19 protein-coding genes are annotated in these 18,047 nt (G+C 46.3%); 5 read left to right on the forward strand and 14 right to left on the reverse strand.

Going from position 1 to position 18,047, the window contains the following annotated elements:
• The 3 genes from KDD36_04345 to KDD36_04355 form a co-directional block, all read right to left on the reverse strand.
• Positions 1–686 (reverse strand): DEAD/DEAH box helicase (locus KDD36_04345; GenBank protein MCB0395854.1); only part of this gene is annotated, 686 nt, incomplete at its 3' end.
• Positions 683–1,525 carry a DUF1837 domain-containing protein gene (locus tag KDD36_04350; protein ID MCB0395855.1) on the reverse strand — a complete coding sequence of 281 codons (843 nt, stop codon included), beginning with the start codon at positions 1,523–1,525 and terminating at the stop codon, positions 683–685. The genes KDD36_04345 and KDD36_04350, both read right to left, overlap by 4 nt.
• Before the next feature lie 151 nt (positions 1,526–1,676).
• A complete protein-coding gene (locus tag KDD36_04355; GenBank protein MCB0395856.1) occupies positions 1,677–1,943 on the reverse strand; it encodes a hypothetical protein in 267 nt (88 codons plus the stop codon).
• 215 nt (positions 1,944–2,158) lie between these two features.
• Between KDD36_04355 and KDD36_04360 the strand changes: the two genes are divergently transcribed.
• Positions 2,159–2,476 carry a hypothetical protein gene (locus KDD36_04360; GenBank protein MCB0395857.1) on the forward strand — a complete coding sequence of 106 codons (318 nt, stop codon included), beginning with the start codon at positions 2,159–2,161 and terminating at the stop codon, positions 2,474–2,476.
• Here KDD36_04360 and KDD36_04365 read toward each other — a convergent pair.
• The 5 genes from KDD36_04365 to KDD36_04385 are packed head-to-tail and all read right to left on the reverse strand — an operon-like array spanning position 2,473 to position 5,052.
• On the reverse strand, positions 2,473–3,780 hold the full coding sequence (locus tag KDD36_04365) for a hypothetical protein (GenBank protein ID MCB0395858.1): 1,308 nt from the start codon (positions 3,778–3,780) through the stop codon (positions 2,473–2,475). The genes KDD36_04360 and KDD36_04365 overlap by 4 nt on opposite strands.
• Positions 3,743–4,255 (reverse strand): hypothetical protein, encoded by a 513-nt coding sequence (locus KDD36_04370; protein MCB0395859.1) that lies wholly within the window; start codon positions 4,253–4,255, stop codon positions 3,743–3,745. Before KDD36_04370 ends, KDD36_04365 begins: the two co-directional genes overlap by 38 nt.
• Positions 4,255–4,455 carry a hypothetical protein gene (locus KDD36_04375; GenBank protein ID MCB0395860.1) on the reverse strand — a complete coding sequence of 67 codons (201 nt, stop codon included), beginning with the start codon at positions 4,453–4,455 and terminating at the stop codon, positions 4,255–4,257. Before KDD36_04375 ends, KDD36_04370 begins: the two co-directional genes overlap by 1 nt.
• Positions 4,455–4,751 (reverse strand): helix-turn-helix domain-containing protein, encoded by a 297-nt coding sequence (locus KDD36_04380; GenBank protein MCB0395861.1) that lies wholly within the window; start codon positions 4,749–4,751, stop codon positions 4,455–4,457. Before KDD36_04380 ends, KDD36_04375 begins: the two co-directional genes overlap by 1 nt.
• Positions 4,752–4,761: 10 nt before the next feature.
• A complete protein-coding gene (locus tag KDD36_04385; GenBank protein ID MCB0395862.1) occupies positions 4,762–5,052 on the reverse strand; it encodes a hypothetical protein in 291 nt (96 codons plus the stop codon).
• Positions 5,053–5,197: 145 nt separating this feature from the next.
• Between KDD36_04385 and KDD36_04390 the strand changes: the two genes are divergently transcribed.
• Both KDD36_04390 and KDD36_04395 read left to right on the forward strand, forming a co-directional pair.
• Positions 5,198–5,989 (forward strand): LexA family transcriptional regulator, encoded by a 792-nt coding sequence (locus KDD36_04390; GenBank protein ID MCB0395863.1) that lies wholly within the window; start codon positions 5,198–5,200, stop codon positions 5,987–5,989.
• 14 nt (positions 5,990–6,003) lie between these two features.
• Positions 6,004–7,842 (forward strand): hypothetical protein, encoded by a 1,839-nt coding sequence (locus KDD36_04395; GenBank protein MCB0395864.1) that lies wholly within the window; start codon positions 6,004–6,006, stop codon positions 7,840–7,842.
• 7 nt (positions 7,843–7,849) lie between these two features.
• Here the strand turns inward: KDD36_04395 and KDD36_04400 are convergent, their stop codons facing one another.
• Positions 7,850–8,572 carry a hypothetical protein gene (locus tag KDD36_04400; protein MCB0395865.1) on the reverse strand — a complete coding sequence of 241 codons (723 nt, stop codon included), beginning with the start codon at positions 8,570–8,572 and terminating at the stop codon, positions 7,850–7,852.
• A gap of 713 nt (positions 8,573–9,285) precedes the next feature.
• Between KDD36_04400 and KDD36_04405 the strand changes: the two genes are divergently transcribed.
• Positions 9,286–10,137 carry a universal stress protein gene (locus KDD36_04405; GenBank protein MCB0395866.1) on the forward strand — a complete coding sequence of 284 codons (852 nt, stop codon included), beginning with the start codon at positions 9,286–9,288 and terminating at the stop codon, positions 10,135–10,137.
• 69 nt (positions 10,138–10,206) lie between these two features.
• On the opposite strand, the gene KDD36_04410 is transcribed toward KDD36_04405, so the two are convergent.
• The 4 genes from KDD36_04410 to KDD36_04425 all read right to left on the reverse strand — a co-directional run bounded on the left by KDD36_04410 (position 10,207) and on the right by KDD36_04425 (position 15,551).
• Positions 10,207–11,244, reverse strand: coding sequence for an aldo/keto reductase (locus KDD36_04410; GenBank protein MCB0395867.1), 1,038 nt, complete (start codon positions 11,242–11,244; stop codon positions 10,207–10,209).
• A 5-nt stretch (positions 11,245–11,249) separates the two neighbouring features.
• Positions 11,250–12,209 carry a type IX secretion system membrane protein PorP/SprF gene (locus KDD36_04415; GenBank protein MCB0395868.1) on the reverse strand — a complete coding sequence of 320 codons (960 nt, stop codon included), beginning with the start codon at positions 12,207–12,209 and terminating at the stop codon, positions 11,250–11,252.
• Positions 12,210–12,246: 37 nt separating this feature from the next.
• Positions 12,247–13,545, reverse strand: coding sequence for a gliding motility-associated C-terminal domain-containing protein (locus tag KDD36_04420; protein MCB0395869.1), 1,299 nt, complete (start codon positions 13,543–13,545; stop codon positions 12,247–12,249).
• Between the two features lie 428 nt (positions 13,546–13,973).
• Complete coding sequence (locus tag KDD36_04425; GenBank protein MCB0395870.1) at positions 13,974–15,551, reverse strand: mechanosensitive ion channel family protein; 1,578 nt, start codon at positions 15,549–15,551, stop codon at positions 13,974–13,976.
• A gap of 181 nt (positions 15,552–15,732) precedes the next feature.
• Here KDD36_04425 and KDD36_04430 point away from each other — a divergent pair, with 181 nt between their 5' ends.
• Positions 15,733–16,674 carry a T9SS type A sorting domain-containing protein gene (locus KDD36_04430; protein ID MCB0395871.1) on the forward strand — a complete coding sequence of 314 codons (942 nt, stop codon included), beginning with the start codon at positions 15,733–15,735 and terminating at the stop codon, positions 16,672–16,674.
• 191 nt (positions 16,675–16,865) lie between these two features.
• Here KDD36_04430 and KDD36_04435 read toward each other — a convergent pair whose 3' ends face one another.
• Positions 16,866–17,723: a DUF2911 domain-containing protein gene (locus KDD36_04435; protein ID MCB0395872.1), complete on the reverse strand. Its 858-nt coding sequence runs from the start codon at positions 17,721–17,723 to the stop codon at positions 16,866–16,868.
• Positions 17,724–18,047: the final 324 nt, after the last annotated feature.

Genomic DNA, 18,047 nt, shown 5'->3' on the forward strand with positions numbered 1-18,047 from the left:
AATATGACGGCACGCTCGTCATCTCTGTCCGGACTGAGTTTGTAAAACTCATCTATAACAAAAAAGTCAACAGTATTAAAATGTTTGTATTCAACAACCCGTTCACCTGTAAACAGAAATACATTGCCATCGGTCTCACTTGGTTCATGTGATGTGGACAGGATGATTTTGTATTTATCCCCATATTTTCTCAGCTTCTTACGGGTTTCATCAAGTAATGCTAAAGTAGGTTGTACAATTACAATGTTTTTGTATTTGCCACTTGCTACTATTTCCTGTATCAAAAGGCTTTTTCCAAAACTTGTCGGTGCACTCAGTACAACGCTCTCTTCCGAAAGCAGATTCATTGAAATTTGGTGTTGTTCTTCGTGGAGGAAGTAATCCTTTAAGAAGGGGGATCGATGTAATTCATAGCGTAACAACCCGGCTCCTTTGATAAATTCATCATTTACGTACGGGTAGAGGCCACTTGCCTCAATGAGGTCATTCCACATTGGTTTTGTTGCAGTATCAATTTTATCCCAAGCATCCAGAACTCGTATTATCAACTCTCTACCATTATCTTCAAGTGTTTTGTCTCTTAGCAAGCCTGCGCAATACTTGGCAAGTTCAAAGCTTTCACTGTGCTGTATCAGTTGAGCATTTTGCAGAAGCGAAACGGCTTCAGAAAAGCTTGAATAGCTCATATTTCCTGCATGTTTGTTAACCGTTTGTGTAATTCATCAACAAGTTCCGGCTTACTCTTGACGGGGAGTAGCAATAGAATAATATCAATATCTGTGGTGGTAACTTCGTTGTCGAATTCTTCCTTGAGTTGCTTGCATTCTTTTTCAAATTCAGCAAAGTATTCGGGAACCTCGCTATCGTACTTATTTATGGCATCACTTGAATATGTGCAAACAACAGGAATAGTAATACCTCGATATATGGTATCAAGTTTCTGATTGCCGTCCATTAGGTCGAGCCATTTCTGTCGTTCAGGGAAGTCTTGCGGCACTTTCCTGGAAATAAGTGTGAACTCCCTTCTTAGATAATCCTCTTTCAAATGTTGTCTGATATCTCCTGCAAGGGCCTTGACACCTGCTTTACCACTATCGTACAGTTTCGATTCTCCGAGCCATAGTTTAGCCTCGGCGCCATTTTCTACGACGTGTACACCATCAAACCCATGAACTGTGACATTGGCGGTATCTTTGAAGTATATCTTTGAGATCAAAGGCGTACTTCCATAAAAATCCCTCAGCAACAAATGAAGAATTAATTCTCCGAACTCACCACGTCGGCTATACTTATCAGTATTATAGATTGTCCTTGCAGCCTCCAGTAGTCTTTTTCTTATTTCTGTAATTGGGATGCTACCACCGGTGTGATGTCCCAATGCAAATTCAGGAATAACCTCTGCAATGACATTGGCTAATGGTTGCAGGCGAAATCGGTTCTGGTCATAGCCAACATGATAGGCACGTAAAGTGGCGTCGGATATTTGTTCCTCAATTACTTTCTCTGATTTGAATGGTCTGCTCAAAGCCGTGATTTTTATGCAAAATACGGAATTTCAGAGCGTTTATAGGACTGCTTACGGTTCTCCTACCTGCTGGTAAATAATCCGTACTTGATTGATTGTAAATACTTTGCCTCTGTAATCGCCGACTTCCTTACGAAATGGCTTTAGCCAACTATTCAACGTCTTCAAGCTCACACCATACGCCGCCGCCAACTGGCTTTTTGACTGTGCTTTTATTTTTGTTCTTGGCTCCATGACTGTCATACAAAACAACATTAGGAGCTGGGGAGCTGCAAGGAATTACCGGGGAAAGATCAACCGTTGTAAAAATCTCAACAACGGTTGTGTTAAATCTTACAACGGTTGTAAGTGAGACACGCTCAAACCTGTGATTTTTAGTCTGTCTTTTGTCCATCATTTGTGAAAATTTGTGAATCATCAGTGCGGGTTTTGTGCACATTTGTCTGATTTCACGTTTTTAACTTCCCGTTTTTTCAAATACTACCCGACTACGCTACTACAACTACTACTGCTACTACGGCGGGTTTTAGCTTAGTCTCTTATTATCAGTTATTTATATCTATGTAGTAGTGTAGTAGTTGTAGTATTTAAGTCTGTGCATGTCTGTTTTTTTATCTTTACAGACCCAAATCCATGAGCCAGGACACAGCCATATTGACCAGCGAACAACAGGATGCCATGCAGCTTGCCATTGAAGCACAGGTGAACCTGCTGAACATTGAGTTCAGAAAGTTCTACGACGGCCAGTATAATTATGAGTTCGAGAAAAGGGTGGGCGTGATCGAGGACGGACTGATCGAGCGATTTGTCAGCATCTGGGGCATGGAGGCCTCCGGCAATGGAGAGAAGCAATTCAACGAAATTGCCGGATACGACAGCCTGCAAAAGGCCATCAAGGAGTTTGTGAAAGGGAAGCTGAACGCTTACCGGGACAGCAAGAAGTCCGGTTAGTTGTTGAGCAAGTCCTTGACGTATGCCGGCACTTCCTCAGCGGCCTGTCCGAATGATCTCCTGACTTCATCCTGGTACTTGTCCTCATCCGAATCCGTCCGTTCTATCACCGCATAGACTTTCCTGGGACTACCGTTCACCCGTTTGGATACCGGGCTGCCAAAGCCTAACCGTTCCATTGCATAGGACAGCTTCTTGATCGAGAGCCGCATCCCGGAGAAAGCATTGATCCGGGTCAGCATTTCGGACGGCATAAGGAACCTGGCGTGGGCGTTGGTGGGTTCACACGGCTCGTACATCTTCATCAGCCATTCTTCCTCCGGTGGAACCTGCCGGTAGATTTCATTCACCTGGTTCAACTGGATCATTTCTTCCTGGGTGAACCAGTAGTTGTACTTGTTCTCAAGCAGGTGCAAGGCCTGCGCCCAGACCTTGCCCATATCAAGGTCGTGGTTGAAGGAAATGTCTTTGGTCGTAAACACCAGGTAACGGCGGTTCTCGTTATCGGTCAGGAACTTTGGGTTGTTCACGCTGCCCATGAACGAACAGATGCGTTGCCGCTTCCGGGCGAACCTGTGCCAGGTTTTCCGGTTGGTCACGAACGGGGCGGTGATGATGGCCTTCATGGAGTTGAAGTCCTTGCCGAAGATCGTTTCAAGCTGGTCGTCCACGTTCACGAACCATTTTTCAGCCAGGAAATTGGCCGTGTTCACGTCCGTAAGGGAAGGGTTGATGTGGGAGCATACCAGGAACTCGCGCATACTGGCCGGGCAAAGGTTGTTCAACCAGGTCGTCTTGCCGATGCCCTGGCCACCGACCAGGATGAGGCAAAGGTGGTTCACGCCTTGGCCAAGGGCAGTCGCTACGCTGGCCACCATCCATTTCTCCAGGTATGGCCGCCACAATTCGGTCAGCTTGACCTTTCCCACCTTGATGTCGGCAATGGTCACCGTCTCGGCGAGCTGGCCGATGTAGTCGGTTTGCCCGTCGTACTGCGGGAGTTTGTCAAAGTAGATTTGGAGCGGGTTGTACTCGTCGGTGAGCTTTGAGTTCAGGATTTTGGTCAGTACCGTATCGGATACCTTGAAGCCATCCAGTTGCAGGTCGATCCACAGGCTGTTTAGGTAGGCTTCATCCAGGACAACGAAATCGCCCTTGTCAATCGCCCGTATCTCGATCTCCAGGGTAAGCTGGTTGCGCCGGAATTCGTACTTGAAGTCCAGGTAATCCTTGATCTCCAGCAACGTGTGCTTCTTCTTTGGTTTCTTACCGGACTTCTTGATATTCTTTCGCTGTAATGTCATGCTTTCGGTTCTCGTCGTATTTCTTCCACAGCAACCGCATCATTATTTCGCGGTCAGTGGGATCCATTTCATTGATGTACGATGTAAGTCTTGACGGCAACTGGATAGTGTGCTGGCGGTTATTCTTGATCGTTTCGCTGATGAGGTAACGTTTGCCTTTTACCATCCATGCAGGAAGGTCCATGACGCCGTGAATAAAGCAAACCGCTTCCAGGCAGACCTTTTCATCGCGTAGCCTGGTGATCTGTTTCAATCTCCCGGAAGCCAGTTCCATGTTCTCCATTTCCAGCCCGGAGATGTAATGCTCGGTTTCATGGTGGTAGTCCACCAGGCAGTTGATGATCTCGTTTTGCATGGCCACGAACTTATCGCTCACCTTGCCCTGATCGGCCAGGTATTGCAGGTTGTCCTGCAATAAGGTGACGGCATGCACAAACCTGTCGTTGATCCGGTCGAAATCATAGGCAACCGGCATCAGCGGGAATTATTTCTATGCCTTTTTCGCCGGTCATACTCACCGGAAACGACGGCATAGATGGTTCGCTCTTTCAGGAAATAAGTTTGGGAAAGCTGGGCAAGGATGTAGTCGTTGCTGTATCCCTGGCTGCTCAGTTTGTTGTACTGCTCGGATATGGCCTTGTTCCGGGATTGGAACAATTCTTTGTCGGTAGGCATCAGACGGTGGTGTTTCGTTCCAGGAACTCATAGAGGCTGGGTTTGTAATAGCGTATTTTTCTTCCGTGCTGGCTGGATTTGACCTCATTGTTGTTGCGAAGCATCCGCAGCTTGTCCTGCTTCACATCCAGGATTTTCTGGGCCTCCTTGCCGGATACCCACAATTCTCCGTTGCTCCCCTGCTTCATGGATTTGGTGAGTTCCGTATTGGCATCCCGGATGCCTTGTCTGACTGTATGCTTGATCTCAGCAAGCATTTTATAGTAGGCCTCTTTTTCAAAGACGATGATCTCCATAGGTGCTGATTTATTCGGTTGCGGAAACTCGGTTGCCGTCCTTTCCTCCATTGTAGCTTTCTTGGTCCTCATTCAGGATCAACTGGCATTTGGCTTTTAATGTACCGGCTGTGATTTGCGCTTGCTCTACCAGAAGCAGGGCACTTTCAAAAATCCGTTGTGCACAATACGTCCGCACCTTACCACCATTGAAAAATTTATAAATGGTGGACCGGGAGATACCCGTCTGTTCCGAAATGTCGTATGCAGCCCTTGTCGGCAGTGCCTTTTTAAGGTTTTGGATTTCTTGCTCACTGAACATCTTTTGGGAATTTACCAGTGTAAATACTTATTTTGAGTACAAAATGTTTAATTTAGCACCAAAAATATACCTATAAAAAGTATATTCAAAGATTATATTTACTTTATTTGGTTAAATTTTAGTCAACTTTTAGTCTAACAAACCCATGAGTAAAGCGAAAAAGCAGATAAGTCAACGCTTCCTGGAAACTGTTGAATTGTTGAAAAAAAACGGACAAGTGAAAACGTACACCGAATTCTGCCAGGCGATCAACGTGCGCCAGCAGAATTTCAACGACATCAAATCCGGCAGACGCTATGTAACAACCGGCATGTTGCAGGATATGGCTGCCAGGTATCCCGTCAGCCTGGACTACATCATCACCGGAAAGAAATCCCCGGAAAGCAAACAGGAGATCGTCAAACCGGTTGTGGTTACCCTGGATCAATCCGGTCAGGATAATATCGCAATGGTGGACGCGAAAGCCGCAGCCGGTTACCTGGCCGGGCATACCGACCCGGAGTTCTTCCATGAATTACCGGTCTTTAACCTGCCGGATGCCAGATTCCGCAACGGTACGTTCCGATGCTTCCAGGTGGAGGGAGACAGTATGAACGATACCATCTATCACAATGATTGGGTGATCGCCCGGTATGTGGATGATCCCCGGAACACCAGGGATGGTTTCGTCCATGTGATTGTTACCAATGACGGCATTGTCGTGAAGCGGCTGTTCAATACGCTGACCAAAAATAGGAAGCTTACCCTGGTTAGCGACAACGATGAATTCCCGCCCTATGAAGTGCATGGCAAGGATGTAAAGGAAATATGGTACGTTGTGGCGAAACTGAGTTATTATCTTCCGACCAAGCCGAATGACCTCAAGGAGCAGGTGGAGGCGTTGCAGGCCAGCTTGGGTAAGTTGTCGGATGAGGTTAGGAAGTTGAAAAAGAAGTAATTTGCCACTTACTTATGAAAGCACTGATAAATAGAACTCTTTCTCACATTATTAAGAACCAAATCAAGTATGTTCCGATTCTTATTGGAACAATTTTTTTCTTTCTTTTTTACATTCCTTTGGGATGGCTCCCTGATTATGCTGGTTTAAGTAAAACTGAAGACCCTGGAAAGATAGCCGAGGTTATTATTTCTGTTCTTAGTTCTATTCTGGGGGTATCTATCGCGCTGGTTTTGATCGGTTTTGAGCTTTTCAGGACAAGGCTTGGCATAACAGGTGTTAGGCATTTCTTACGAAATCCCGAAGTGGTTTTCATCCTTGCTTTTCAGGTCAGTATCCTCTGCTACTCTTTTGTTTTTTTAATATTGAAAGGAGATGTAGTTGACTACGCGGAGTTAACAGCATTATATTTTCTCTGTTTCCTTTTTATATTTGGCATAGTCCTGCTTTGGCCTATCTCCAAAAGAGTGATTTCAGCGCCAGGATCACACAAAGCAATTCTGGCAGTTATAGCAGAGGAATGCAATAAGATAACAACTGATAATATTGCAACCCTCATTGGTTATAGTCATGGAATGCTGAATTACGACGATTTGGAAAAGCTTGATAATTCTCCGTTTCTGATACTCCGCGACTTGGGTGTTCGATATGCGCAGGAAGGGAATCAGCATATTCCTGCGCTCATTATTCAGGAATCTACCAAGAAATTTATTCCATTCGTGACCAATGATGTAGACAGGAGAGCACTTCGGGAAGGATACAATGTCTTATTTATAATTTGGAATGGCATCGTCAATGCGTCATTAAAGAATGAGGGATATATCGCATTGAAAAAAATATGGGGTGCTATTGAAGAAATTCATAAACACCACGCAAATAACTCGATAGAGCTGATAAGAACAGAATCTTTGGATGACTATTATGTCGATTTTGTTGAGCGCCTTTTAGCAAACGATCAGGATGAGATTATTTTCCAAGGAATGTTCGCGATAGAGAGAATATTTGGGCTGCACCTTGAAAAAAGCTTGCCTGAAGAAGATACAATTGATGACCTGAAGTTCATGTTTGGCCTTAAAGCAAACACCAGACATGACATAGATGCTGCCTTGCAGTGGAATTTTATTGTTCACAACATACCTTATATGCTCACTACCCTAATTGATAAAGCTATAGACCATAAGAAAGTCAGGGTGGTTGATTATGCATGTTCATCTTTGCAGCAATTGATTTCCACTGTTATCGGTACCGACATGGGTAAATACCAAGAAAATTATCTGGTAGTCGACTTATTCGGGTCTGTCCTTTACTCAATAAAGAGAGGAACAAAGGCGGGTGTGTTAGAAAGTGAGTCAACCTTCAGGATTATTGATTCAATGGTTCTTTCGGACATAATCCGTAAGAAGCCTCCTTATTTGAGTATTATTCTTCGATATGTAATCGATCATCTGAAGAACCTACATAGCCAAGGTAAGTTGATCTTGTTTGGATCAATGGCAAGATCGTTAGGTGGTCAGTTCAGATTAGTAATGCAGATTCATGAGAAAGGTGATGCTGAGACTGTAATGGTGGTAAATGACCTGCTTAAGTTTATTGACTGGCTACGAAGCCAATATGAGAAGGAAATCGAATCCAATTCTAAGAATTATATAGCTCTTTATGACATTGTCGAATCCCTTGCAAGCGATCATAAAAACACTCCTGAAATAGGAACTGTTAACGGCGTGATGGAGCGTGTTCCAAAGGAACAAGACAAAATCTCAAGCGAGCTACTCACTTCCTTGTCATCAACCCTAAATTCCTTTAAAAAGTTGACCGAAGCTAAAACTGTTGCAAAATCCGATCAGATATTCTGATAAGAACCTAATCTTCTTTTGTTCTTTCGGGCTGCGGAGTTGGCCTTGGTGCTACTGGTTCTGCACCTTCGGTTTGAATTTCATTGGGTGGTGGTGGTGGTGGTGGCGGTGGTTCGACAGGCTTGGAATCTTGGGAACCGCCATTTTGTTGATCTTCTTCCGGTGTCATTATCTCTGAGTTATGTGATTCGTTCGGCGCTTGAAAGAAGTTGCTAAGATAAACAATTGAGGTTGCCATTGTCAAGTAAACTGCAATAACAAGTCCTTGTTTTGCTCTAAATAGGTATTTGAATTTCAAATCATTGATTAATCGGTTCTTGTCAATACTTTCGGTGAATTTGTTTAGTACCCCTTGCTTGAAGGCTTCATTGATATCACTTATCGTTCCATTTCGCTCATTGTAATATTGCATAAGATCGCCATACCAATCCTGCAACTTCTTGGCACCAGCTACATAGGAATAATCATACCCAGTCCAGATACCTGTATATGATCGTGTGATGTGGATTATGCTAAACAGCAGGACTAATGCCGTTCCAATGCTCAGAATAACGAAGATAGCATTGAGACAATAACTATCCTTGCCATAGCTGAAGGTGGTAACGAAATAAAATAGAATTGAAACGATGGCAGTCACTGTAATGATTGGGATATTGAGTGCGTTTTGTAACTCAAGTTTCCTATCATTCTCTTTAAAATATAACTCTTTGAAGAACTCAAAAAGATTCATCCGGTAATTATTTATCTTCCTCAAGATGATAATGGTAGCGCGGGGGAGATTTGAACTCCCGACCTCCGGGTTCACCTAATCCATAATTTTCATTACGGGGCGGACTATATCACCGCCGTCAGCATAACCTGTTACGGCGGGGGGCGTTCGATGCTGGTTATTAAGGGGACTAAACCCCTCCAGTAGTCTCTGCACCTTCCGGGAGTGTACTCCCGGCTTGGCTCATGATTGCCATATCCATTTTCAGGATGAAGGTTTCCATGAGTTAACCCCCTGCTCACCATGCAGTTTCCCGCATGGGGCACAAGCTTAATTGCCTATGAATCCGACGCTCTAACCAACTGAGCTACCGCGCCATTTAATACGATGTGAAAGAACACTGTGTAAACTATGTGTAAACCAGTCGCACAATATACGGCCTAATTTACTATCCCTTAATTACTTCCGGCGGAGGCTATCCAGAGTTATGAATCCGACGCTCTAACCAACTGAGCTACCGCGCCATTTTTTTGTTAGTAGATAGTAGTTAGTAGATAGTCGCTAGTACTAACTACTAACTACTATCTACTAACTACTATCTACTATCTTCAAAACAGGTTGGCAAAAATAGTAAACTTTCGCTTATATGAAACATCCGGACATCAGGCATTTACGGTGATATGCATCATGTTTTTTTCCAGGATCGGATCATAACTTCGGAAAAAGACTGAATTATGAAGAAAATTCTGATCGCCATTGACGATGCACTGCTGCCGGAAAAGGCCGTGGATTGTGCACGATCTCTATCCCTGCCGGAGGAGGTGAGCCTCACGGGTATCTATGTTCCTAAGCTAAAGAAGATCCACGTTCTGGTCAAAGAACCGGAGAAAGTACTGGCCGGTACGTATCCCATTTCCTTTGCCTCCGAATCATCGGTTGACTATGAGGTTATCACCGGGGAAATTCCCAGTGAGCACAAAGAAAGGTTTGAAGAAAAATGCCGGCAGGAGGGAATCAACTTCGCCATGCATACCGATGATGGTGATCTTTCCGATGAGCTGATCAGGGAAAGTCTTTTTGCTGATCTATTGATTATTGGTGTGGATACCTATCAAGGACATATTGGCGGTAAAACACAGTCCCGGTTTCTGGCTCCGATTCTGAGAGCAGCGGCCTGTCCGGCATTGGTGACTCCCGGAGATTATACCGGTATCGAAAATGTGGTCGTAACCTATGACGGACGAAAAGAGTCGGTGTTTGCTATGAAACAGTTTACGCAAATGTTCCCGGACCTGGCGGCAAAGACCCATGTACACATTATTGAGGTAAACCCATCTTCAAAAAATCATATAGAGGACATCACCCTACTGGAAGAGTTTGCCAAACATCATTTTAGGAAGTACGATACCTACCACCGCGATGGAGACCCGGCACAAAAAATCATCTCCTTTGCATCCCAATGGTCTCAACCCCTTATCGTCATGGGGGCATTCGGGAAAAAGCCGTTCGGTGGATTTTTTCATCAAAGTGTCGGAATGGAAGTGATTGCGGAAGGTAGCTTTCCCGTATTCGTCGCCCACAGATGATAATGGTTGCAGGTTTAAGGTTTAAGGTTGACGAACTGCCTCCTGCCTACTATCTCCTGCCTCATACAACTACGGCGCCGGCTCCGGGAACATCGCATTGATCTTGCCAATTTCTTTGAGTACTTCATTGGATAGGGTCACATTCGCACTGCCAATGTTTTCCCTTAATTGATCCATCGTTGTGGCACCAATAATATTGCTCGTTACAAATGGCTGATGGTTTACAAAGGCCAGGGCCATTTGTGCGGGTGTGAGATCTGATGCTTCGGCAAGTTGAACATATTCTGCTACCGCCTCCCCGCATCGGGGACCATGATAACGCAGGAATTGTTTGAACTGGTTGAGCCTGTCCTCGGGCTTGTCCGTCTTTTTGTAATATTTTCCGGATAACAGCCCAAAACCCAATGGTGAATACGCAAGCAGACCAACATCTTCCCTGATGGATATTTCCGAAAGCCCATATTCAAACGTGCGGTTTAAAAGGCTGTAGGCATTTTGAATGCTTACCATCCGGGGGCGGTCAGCACTGCTTTCTCCCAGAAAACGCATGACACCCCAAGGGGTTTCGTTGGACAATCCCACATGGCGGATCTTCCCTTCTTTGATAAATCCCTGAAGGGTATCCAAAACGGATGCGAAGTTGTCTTTCCACTCACTGTTTTTGGTAGCAGGGAAATACCGGATGCCGAAGCGGTTATTCGGACGTTCCGGCCAGTGCAACTGGTACAGGTCTATGTAGTCTGTCTGCAGGCGTTTCAGACTTTTATCCAGGGCATCTTTTAACTGAACGGGGCCAAACCCCATTGGGTTACGGATGTGTAGCAGCGTGTCGTCAGGGCCTGCGATCTTGGTGGCAAGGACTACCTTATTGCGGTTGTTGCGTGCTTTCAGCCAGGTGCCGATATATTTCTCCGTGCTACCTTGCGTATCCGGATCACGTGGTACCGGGTACATTTCTGCGGTGTCGATGAAGTTTACCCCGTGATCAAGGGCATAATCCAGTTGTTCGTGGGCTTCTGCTTCCGTGTTTTGCTGGCCATAGGTCATGGTGCCCAGGCAAATCACACTGACATCTATGTCGGTTCTTCCAAGTTTACGATATTCCATTCGTTTTAATCTGTTGGCGCTATGGGCGCCACAATGTCGTCTTCTTTCTTTTTCCTCACTTTTCCTTGTCCACAAAGGGGAATGCGATACCGAAGCAGAATCTCATGGCTGCCGCCGCTGTTTTCACCTATGGTAGAAAGGGTATAATCATAGCTGTAGCCGATGCTATAAGGGCCGTGGTCCAGGCCAAACTGCATGAGCAATGCTTCTCCTTTGTCTTTCGCTGTGCTGGCCCGTCCTCCGAGTCCCAGCCATGCCGTTTCCTTATACACGCCACGAAGGGTGAGATCACCTTGTGCCGGGGCGCCGGGCGTGTAACGTCCGATAGCCAACGGGTTAAACCTCCAGGTGGCGTTCAGGGTATCGCTGTAAGAGGCGGTGAGGATGAAATGACGTGGCAACCGTTCGGTGGCAAGTGCGTCTCCGAAGAATACTTCACTTCTCAAAAGATTTGGTATGGAGAATCCTACAGCGATTTTTTCATCATAAAAATATACGCCAGCCAATACGTCGGCGGAAATGCTTTTCTCATTGACGCCAGTGAGTAAAGGATCTCCAGCCTGGTCGGTGGTGAGTTTCGATTTATCCAGGCTGAATTGATACAAGGCAGGTGCCAATCCGAAAGACAGTGTACGTGTATCTGTGAGTTTTACCTTCCATGCATAGGAAAGCTGTATGGAAAATGTTCCCGCCGGACCTGTCTGATCATTGATCATGGTAAGGCCAAGTCCCGCTTTTTTGGTGGCAGGACCGTGCACGGTAAATACTTGTGTTGAAGGAGCCCCTTCCAGTCCAACCCACTGGCTGCGATGGGTGAGTGCCAGAGGGATATGATCCTGCGTGCCGGCAATGGCTGGATTAAGTCCCAGTAACTGATTCCTGAATAAGGTGTGCTGAAAAGTTTGCTGCGCGATGGCGGCCTGACCGGTAATCACACTGAGAATGATGATCATTACACGTGTCATGCGAGTATGGGATAAGATGTTTTTCATAGACGTCATGTTAATAGATCACAGTTACATTTCCCTGAAACTCCTGACCGCTTTCCATCCGGATAAAGTAATAGTAGACACCGGGTGGCACCTTTGTATCACCGTAGCGTCCGTCCCATGGTTTGCTGTATCCGGTGGATCTGAATACCAATGACCCCCATCGGTTATATATTGCTACATTCACATCGGGGAATTCCTGGATACCGCGAATACGCCAGACATCGTTGATCCCATCTTCATTAGGCGTGAAGGCGGTGGGAAAGTTCAGGCAAGAGAGTTGGCTGACGGTGCTGAGTACAGTATCGGATGCCGTACGCACTTGTCCGTATGCATCTGTTACCGTTACAGAATATATGCCCTCACCAAGATCATAGATGGCAGGTGTTGTAGCACCGTTGGACCATTGATATGAATAAGGTGATTTTCCTGAACGGGCAATGACCTCGGCACTGCCATTCTCCTCGTAAGGACATGTGCGGTATGCATCTACTTCCACCTGGAATTCCATATATGAACTGTCCTGATAGATGACGTCAGTTACGGTTTGTATGCCACCACCCAGCAGTGATTCCGTTGTGTTAATCTGAAGTATGGGTACCTTTCCGCCCTTGGCAAGCCACTTGTATTCATGAACGATGGGCAACGGGATGTTGAATCCGAAGCCGAGGGTATCCAGAAATATGGAGTCAGTAACATACAGTGTAGAATGAACACGTACCGTCTCGAAAGTGCCGAAAGGAAGTTGAAGTGTACCCCATCCATCCACCTGGTTAACCCTCTTCTGTTTTTTTCCAAAATACCCCATGTTTGGTAATGACAGGGTGTAGCCGGAATTGGCGGAATCTTTGTTCCCGTAATTCAACGGGAACAGATAAACAAAATCAGGGGAGTTATAAAAAACGGGAAGTGCCTGTCCGCTTACGGTCAACCCTTCACCTACTACCTGAAAAGTGCTGGCATTCTCGCGGAAGAAGTAGTAGGCATTTTCAGGTGGTGTACCCAGTAGTGAAAACGGAAGGTCATCCGGATTGTAATTCCGCGTGCCATAATCGGAGATAAATGTAAAATAGAAGTAGGGGGTTGACGCAGCCAGGGGAAAGGTCTGATACCTCTGAGAGTCTGGCACCAGCGTGGTGTAATCCCACGTCATGCCTGCTCCTGTCAATTGCGGATTAAATCCTGACAGTTGTGTTTGAACACTTAACGTGACCTTATCGCCCGCATTGGGCATGTCATCTCGCGTAATCGTTATCTGTGCGACTGCTGAGCTTGCAATCAGCAAAGCCACTGCCGATAATAGTTTCTTCATGGGAGGACGATGTTAAGGCTCGGGCTCCATGCATTTCGCCCGGCATCCCGCAAGTTGTGGTTTTTTTTGTTGTGATGCAACCGAATGTTTGGTAGGCAGGAGGTAGTAGGCAGGTGGCAGTAGGCGACGCGTTGGGTTGCCGGGTAAAGGTTTGCATTTGGGTACGCGGGTGTGATGTATGATGTATGATGTATGATGTGTGATGTGTGATGTGTGATGTGAAAATTCACCAATTTGAAAACCTGCCAGCCGAAGCTTAGGACAGTGCAGGTTGGTGTGATGATAGAATTCCTGTCAGGAACTCCTAGCGTCCGGTTTCTCAAAGCCATTCCATCCATTAACAACCCTGACCAGTGACTTTTGTCCTATAACTAATTGCTTCGATATGTCACCGGGATCACGACTGCCTCCTGCCTCCTGCCTCCTGCCTACTTACCAACCTTCTCCCTATACGCCTTCAAATACCTCACCGCCTTATCCCGTATCTCGTCCGGGTTGGTCATGTATTTGGGGGAAAGAGATTCTTTGCCGGGGAAATTTTCCACGTGAAGGGTTTGGGTGGGGAAGGCGAATTGCACACCGAGGGTATCCGCCAGTTCTATGATGCCCAGTATGATCTCGTGACGGGCCTTGAGTTCTTCCGACCATGTGGGTACGTCGAAGAAAATGTAGAAAAGTATGTTGAGCGATGATCCGGCGAAGTCATTCAGGTGGATCTCCACATAGTCCTTTCGCGTACCCGGATGATTGGCCACGAGTTGTTTAAGTCCATCTGTGAATGCCTGAATCAGGGCAGGAGGTGTGTCATAGGTTACGCCGATGGTCGTCTTGAAACGCCGGTATACCCTGCGTCCCAGGTTATCTACCGTGCTATCTGCAATTTGTCCGTTTGGCACATACACCAGAGAATTAGCGAAGGTGCGCACACGCGTTGAGCGGAAACCTACTTCCTCTACGGTTCCATCTATGTCACCTGACTTGATCCAGTCGCCGATCTGAAACGGCCGGTCCAGGAAGATCATCAACGAGCCGAACAGGTTCTTGATGGTGTCCTGCGCTGCGAGCGCAAAGGCAAGTCCACCGATGGACAGTCCTGCCAGGATCGTGGTCACATTGAAGTTCAGCTGCTGAAGCACGAACAGCGATCCGGTGAGGATGATGAAGATCTTCAGCGACTTCTTGATAAGAGGGATCAGCTGATCATCAAGCGTGTTTTCCGTACGCTCTGCCATCTTCTCAAAATAGACAGCGACAAGATCCACCAGGCGGTACAGGAAAATGGTTCCGAAGAGGGGTGTCAGTGCATTGATGATGACCACCACGTACTTGTTCAGGGCAATGGGTAGTTGAAGAACCGGTACAAGAAATACCAGTAGCAGCGTAATCACCAGAAGACTTAGCGGACGCGCCGCAACCAGCGCCATTTTGAGATTCGTCTCGAGGTGATATGTTTTTCTTGCCACACGCACCAGAATGGCACGAATGAATAGGCTGAGCAGTTTATGGATAACCACACAAAGAATGATGAGCAAGAGGATTCCCAGGTGTTGCCAAACCTTCAGGCCCAGATAAACCTTATGGCTATGGTCGGGAAACAAGCGCATCAGGAAATCACTTCCGAAAGGATAGATACTCTTATGCAGTCCGGGTATCACTTCTACAGTACGCTGGCTATACAACCATTGGCCGTTCACTTTCTCTACAAAAATATCCGGATGCTCTTTGAAAAGTACATACCTGGAGAGTCCGGTAATGGAGTCAACATAATTAGGGTTTTTGGGAATCCGGTCAGGATCTACCCATAAGCCTTCGCCATCCAGCACTTGCTTGAGTTGAACGGCCAATCGTTCGGCATCAACCCCCTGGTCTGTATTAAGGGCCTTGGCTGCCAGGTTGGGTTGGTAGTTCTCCGGCTGAAGATAGGTCAGGTGGGTCAGGATGGTCTTGTACGGACTGGAAGTTTCCACCCTGGGTTCCGGCGACTGGGCATTTGTCGTATGAACCATTAGCAAGAGCAACCAGATGCATCCTTGCCATGTGATATGTTTAATTATTTTCACGAGGGTGCAAAAATAATGGTTTTGGCTGACACAGCGAATGACTTGTGCTTTGACCGATGTTTGTTACCTTTATAGGGTGTTGTTGATGTGAAGGAGAAGTTCGTTTGTACCAGAAAACCCCAATAGTATGCGCGATTATACCCGTAGAATTTTTGTGGCAGGATGTATCTCAGCCCTTTCATTCACATCCTTTGCTCAAAGCCAACCGCCTGCACCGGAATTATGCCTTGTGACGGTGGACCTGACCAACACCTGTATCGTGGTTTGGGAGAAGACCCCGGGCCTGGGCATAGACCGTTATGTGATTTGGAAGGACGACGGACAGGGTGTTTTTTCCAGGCTGGATTCCGTGGATTACGCAGAATACAGTGAGTACCGGGACCTCAAATCCACTCCCGACAAAGGCCCGGTATCTTATAAGTTGTCCTATATTGATAGTCTCGGGAATGAATCGGCGCAAAGTGCTGTTCATTCCACCATGCATCTGTCACTAAGCATTGGCACCAGCAATCAGATGCAATGCATGTGGATGCCATATGTAGGATTTAATTTTGAATTTTTCAGGCTTTGGGAAGGATCTACCTTGAATCCTATGGCGGTGTCAAAAGATTCAATTGATAGCAAAGACAGGATGATCGAGGACTGGACCCTGGATATGAATTCAACCATCCTGTATTATATGGTCGAGGTAGACCACCCGGTGGGATGCACCATTGAAAAGGGGAAGACAAAGAATTACAACAACTCCAGGTCTAATAAGAGCGGCATCGCCACACCACCGGATCCACCACAAGGGATATACGAATGGGAGGTAAATCAGCCAAGACTTTTTCCAAACCCGATCACCGGAACTACCATTAATCTGCAGGTTTCCGATGTGACTTATGCGCCGGAAACCGTCCGCATATTTGATCTGGAAGGAAAGACATTGGCCGTTTTTCGTCCGGCCGCCGGAACGCTAACGCAAACATTTGAGCTTCCGGAACAACTTCCGGCAGGTACGTACTTTATTATCATGGAAACGCCCGCCGGAGCCTTTACGGAGAAGGTTGCGGTTTCTAGTTTCTAGTTTCTAGTCTCTGGTTTCTAGTCTCTGGTTTCTAGTCTCTGGTTTCTAGTTTCTGGTGTCTAGTTTCTGGTGTCTGGTTTAAGGTTTAAGGTTTAAGGTTGGCATCCCGAAAGCAATTCTTCACACGATGAGCACCCCAATTTTCAAATCGTCACACCGGGATCTGTTGCTACCGTATCAACTGCCTTTCTCTACCGCCCTCTCAGCCTTGTAAGGAGTACAGTATTCAATTTGATATACTCTGTCTTTAATTCTTCCGGAGCTTTTTGAGCCTGTTCAAGCGAATGTTCTGAAGCCGCAATGGCCTCATTAACATCTCCTTTTCGTTCCAGTATCAACGCCTGCCGGTAAAGCATACCGATATGGTCAGGGTTTTCCTTGATCGCCATGGCCATCAGTTCGGCGGCCCTGTCGATACCCAGGTTATTCTCAAAGTAAAACATGGCGGCTTTGAAGTAGGGCTTTTTACCCTCCTTTTGCAGACTAACCTCCAATTGTGGAAGCACGGTCTCTTTCAGATCAACAGTGATCTTCACGGGAACCATGACATTTTCCCAGGACAATGCAAGAATGGCGCTGTTTGACATGATATCTCCGAATCCTATGGTGAAGGTCTCTACCATGTCGTGAAGAGCATTGGCTTTGACGGTTGTTCTGAGGACATCATTCTCCTGGTTGTAAGAGTAGGAACCCCACTGGGATTTGTTTTGCTGAAGGATGATGGTCCACTCATCCTTGCCTGGAATAGTGAAAAGTTCATACGTCCCTGAATTTACCTTCAACCCATTAAACCAAACACTGGTTGAAAAAGTGATTTTTGTGCTCGCATCAGATCCGGTTCGCCATACTTTACCATAAGGCACCAGATCTCCGAAAATCACACGCCCTTTGACATTGGGTCTGTTGTATGCAACTTCTATATCGGTGGCTGCCAGGCGTTGTGTAACGGTGCTGCGGCTGTTGGTAGCCGGGACTTCAAAGGTCTGTTCCTGTGCATAAACACCTTGTGCCAATGCGATTAACAGGATGAAAAGGTATCGGGTATTCATGTTGTAAGTATTGAGCTGATGTCAAGATAGGAAATAGATTGTAGAAAAGTAGACAGTAGGCGGTAGGCAGGAGGCAGTAGGCGACGCGTTGGGTTGCAGGGTAAGAGTTTGCATTTGGGTACGCGAGGGTAAGATGTATGATTTGGTGATGTGTGATTTGGTGATATGCCAGCCGAAGCTTAGGACAGTACAGTGCAGGCTGGTGTGACTATTGCGTTGACCAAACTAGCGGTATTTGACTTGCCTGGTTTTCGGGTTTAGAGATCCCGAAGCGCAGTGAGCCTGCCTCGCCGGACAGGCAGGGAATCTGGCTAAAGGCAGATT

The organism is Flavobacteriales bacterium, from assembly GCA_020435415.1.
Lineage (GTDB): Bacteria > Bacteroidota > Bacteroidia > JACJYZ01 > JACJYZ01 > JACJYZ01.

Coding starts and splice junctions, on each gene's coding strand:
- KDD36_04390 (MCB0395863.1), top strand. CDS start 5,198: ATGAGTAAAGCGAAAAAGCAGATAAGTCAACGCTTCCTGGAAACTGTT.
- KDD36_04400 (MCB0395865.1), bottom strand. CDS start 8,572: ATGAATCTTTTTGAGTTCTTCAAAGAGTTATATTTTAAAGAGAATGAT.
- KDD36_04415 (MCB0395868.1), bottom strand. CDS start 12,209: ATGACACGTGTAATGATCATCATTCTCAGTGTGATTACCGGTCAGGCC.
- KDD36_04435 (MCB0395872.1), bottom strand. CDS start 17,723: ATGAATACCCGATACCTTTTCATCCTGTTAATCGCATTGGCACAAGGT.
- KDD36_04420 (MCB0395869.1), bottom strand. CDS start 13,545: ATGAAGAAACTATTATCGGCAGTGGCTTTGCTGATTGCAAGCTCAGCA.
- KDD36_04375 (MCB0395860.1), bottom strand. CDS start 4,455: ATGCCTACCGACAAAGAATTGTTCCAATCCCGGAACAAGGCCATATCC.
- KDD36_04385 (MCB0395862.1), bottom strand. CDS start 5,052: ATGTTCAGTGAGCAAGAAATCCAAAACCTTAAAAAGGCACTGCCGACA.
- KDD36_04360 (MCB0395857.1), top strand. CDS start 2,159: ATGAGCCAGGACACAGCCATATTGACCAGCGAACAACAGGATGCCATG.
- KDD36_04410 (MCB0395867.1), bottom strand. CDS start 11,244: ATGGAATATCGTAAACTTGGAAGAACCGACATAGATGTCAGTGTGATT.
- KDD36_04425 (MCB0395870.1), bottom strand. CDS start 15,551: ATGGTTCATACGACAAATGCCCAGTCGCCGGAACCCAGGGTGGAAACT.
- KDD36_04380 (MCB0395861.1), bottom strand. CDS start 4,751: ATGGAGATCATCGTCTTTGAAAAAGAGGCCTACTATAAAATGCTTGCT.
- KDD36_04370 (MCB0395859.1), bottom strand. CDS start 4,255: ATGCCGGTTGCCTATGATTTCGACCGGATCAACGACAGGTTTGTGCAT.
- KDD36_04355 (MCB0395856.1), bottom strand. CDS start 1,943: ATGATTCACAAATTTTCACAAATGATGGACAAAAGACAGACTAAAAAT.
- KDD36_04395 (MCB0395864.1), top strand. CDS start 6,004: ATGAAAGCACTGATAAATAGAACTCTTTCTCACATTATTAAGAACCAA.
- KDD36_04430 (MCB0395871.1), top strand. CDS start 15,733: ATGCGCGATTATACCCGTAGAATTTTTGTGGCAGGATGTATCTCAGCC.
- KDD36_04365 (MCB0395858.1), bottom strand. CDS start 3,780: ATGACATTACAGCGAAAGAATATCAAGAAGTCCGGTAAGAAACCAAAG.
- KDD36_04405 (MCB0395866.1), top strand. CDS start 9,286: ATGAAGAAAATTCTGATCGCCATTGACGATGCACTGCTGCCGGAAAAG.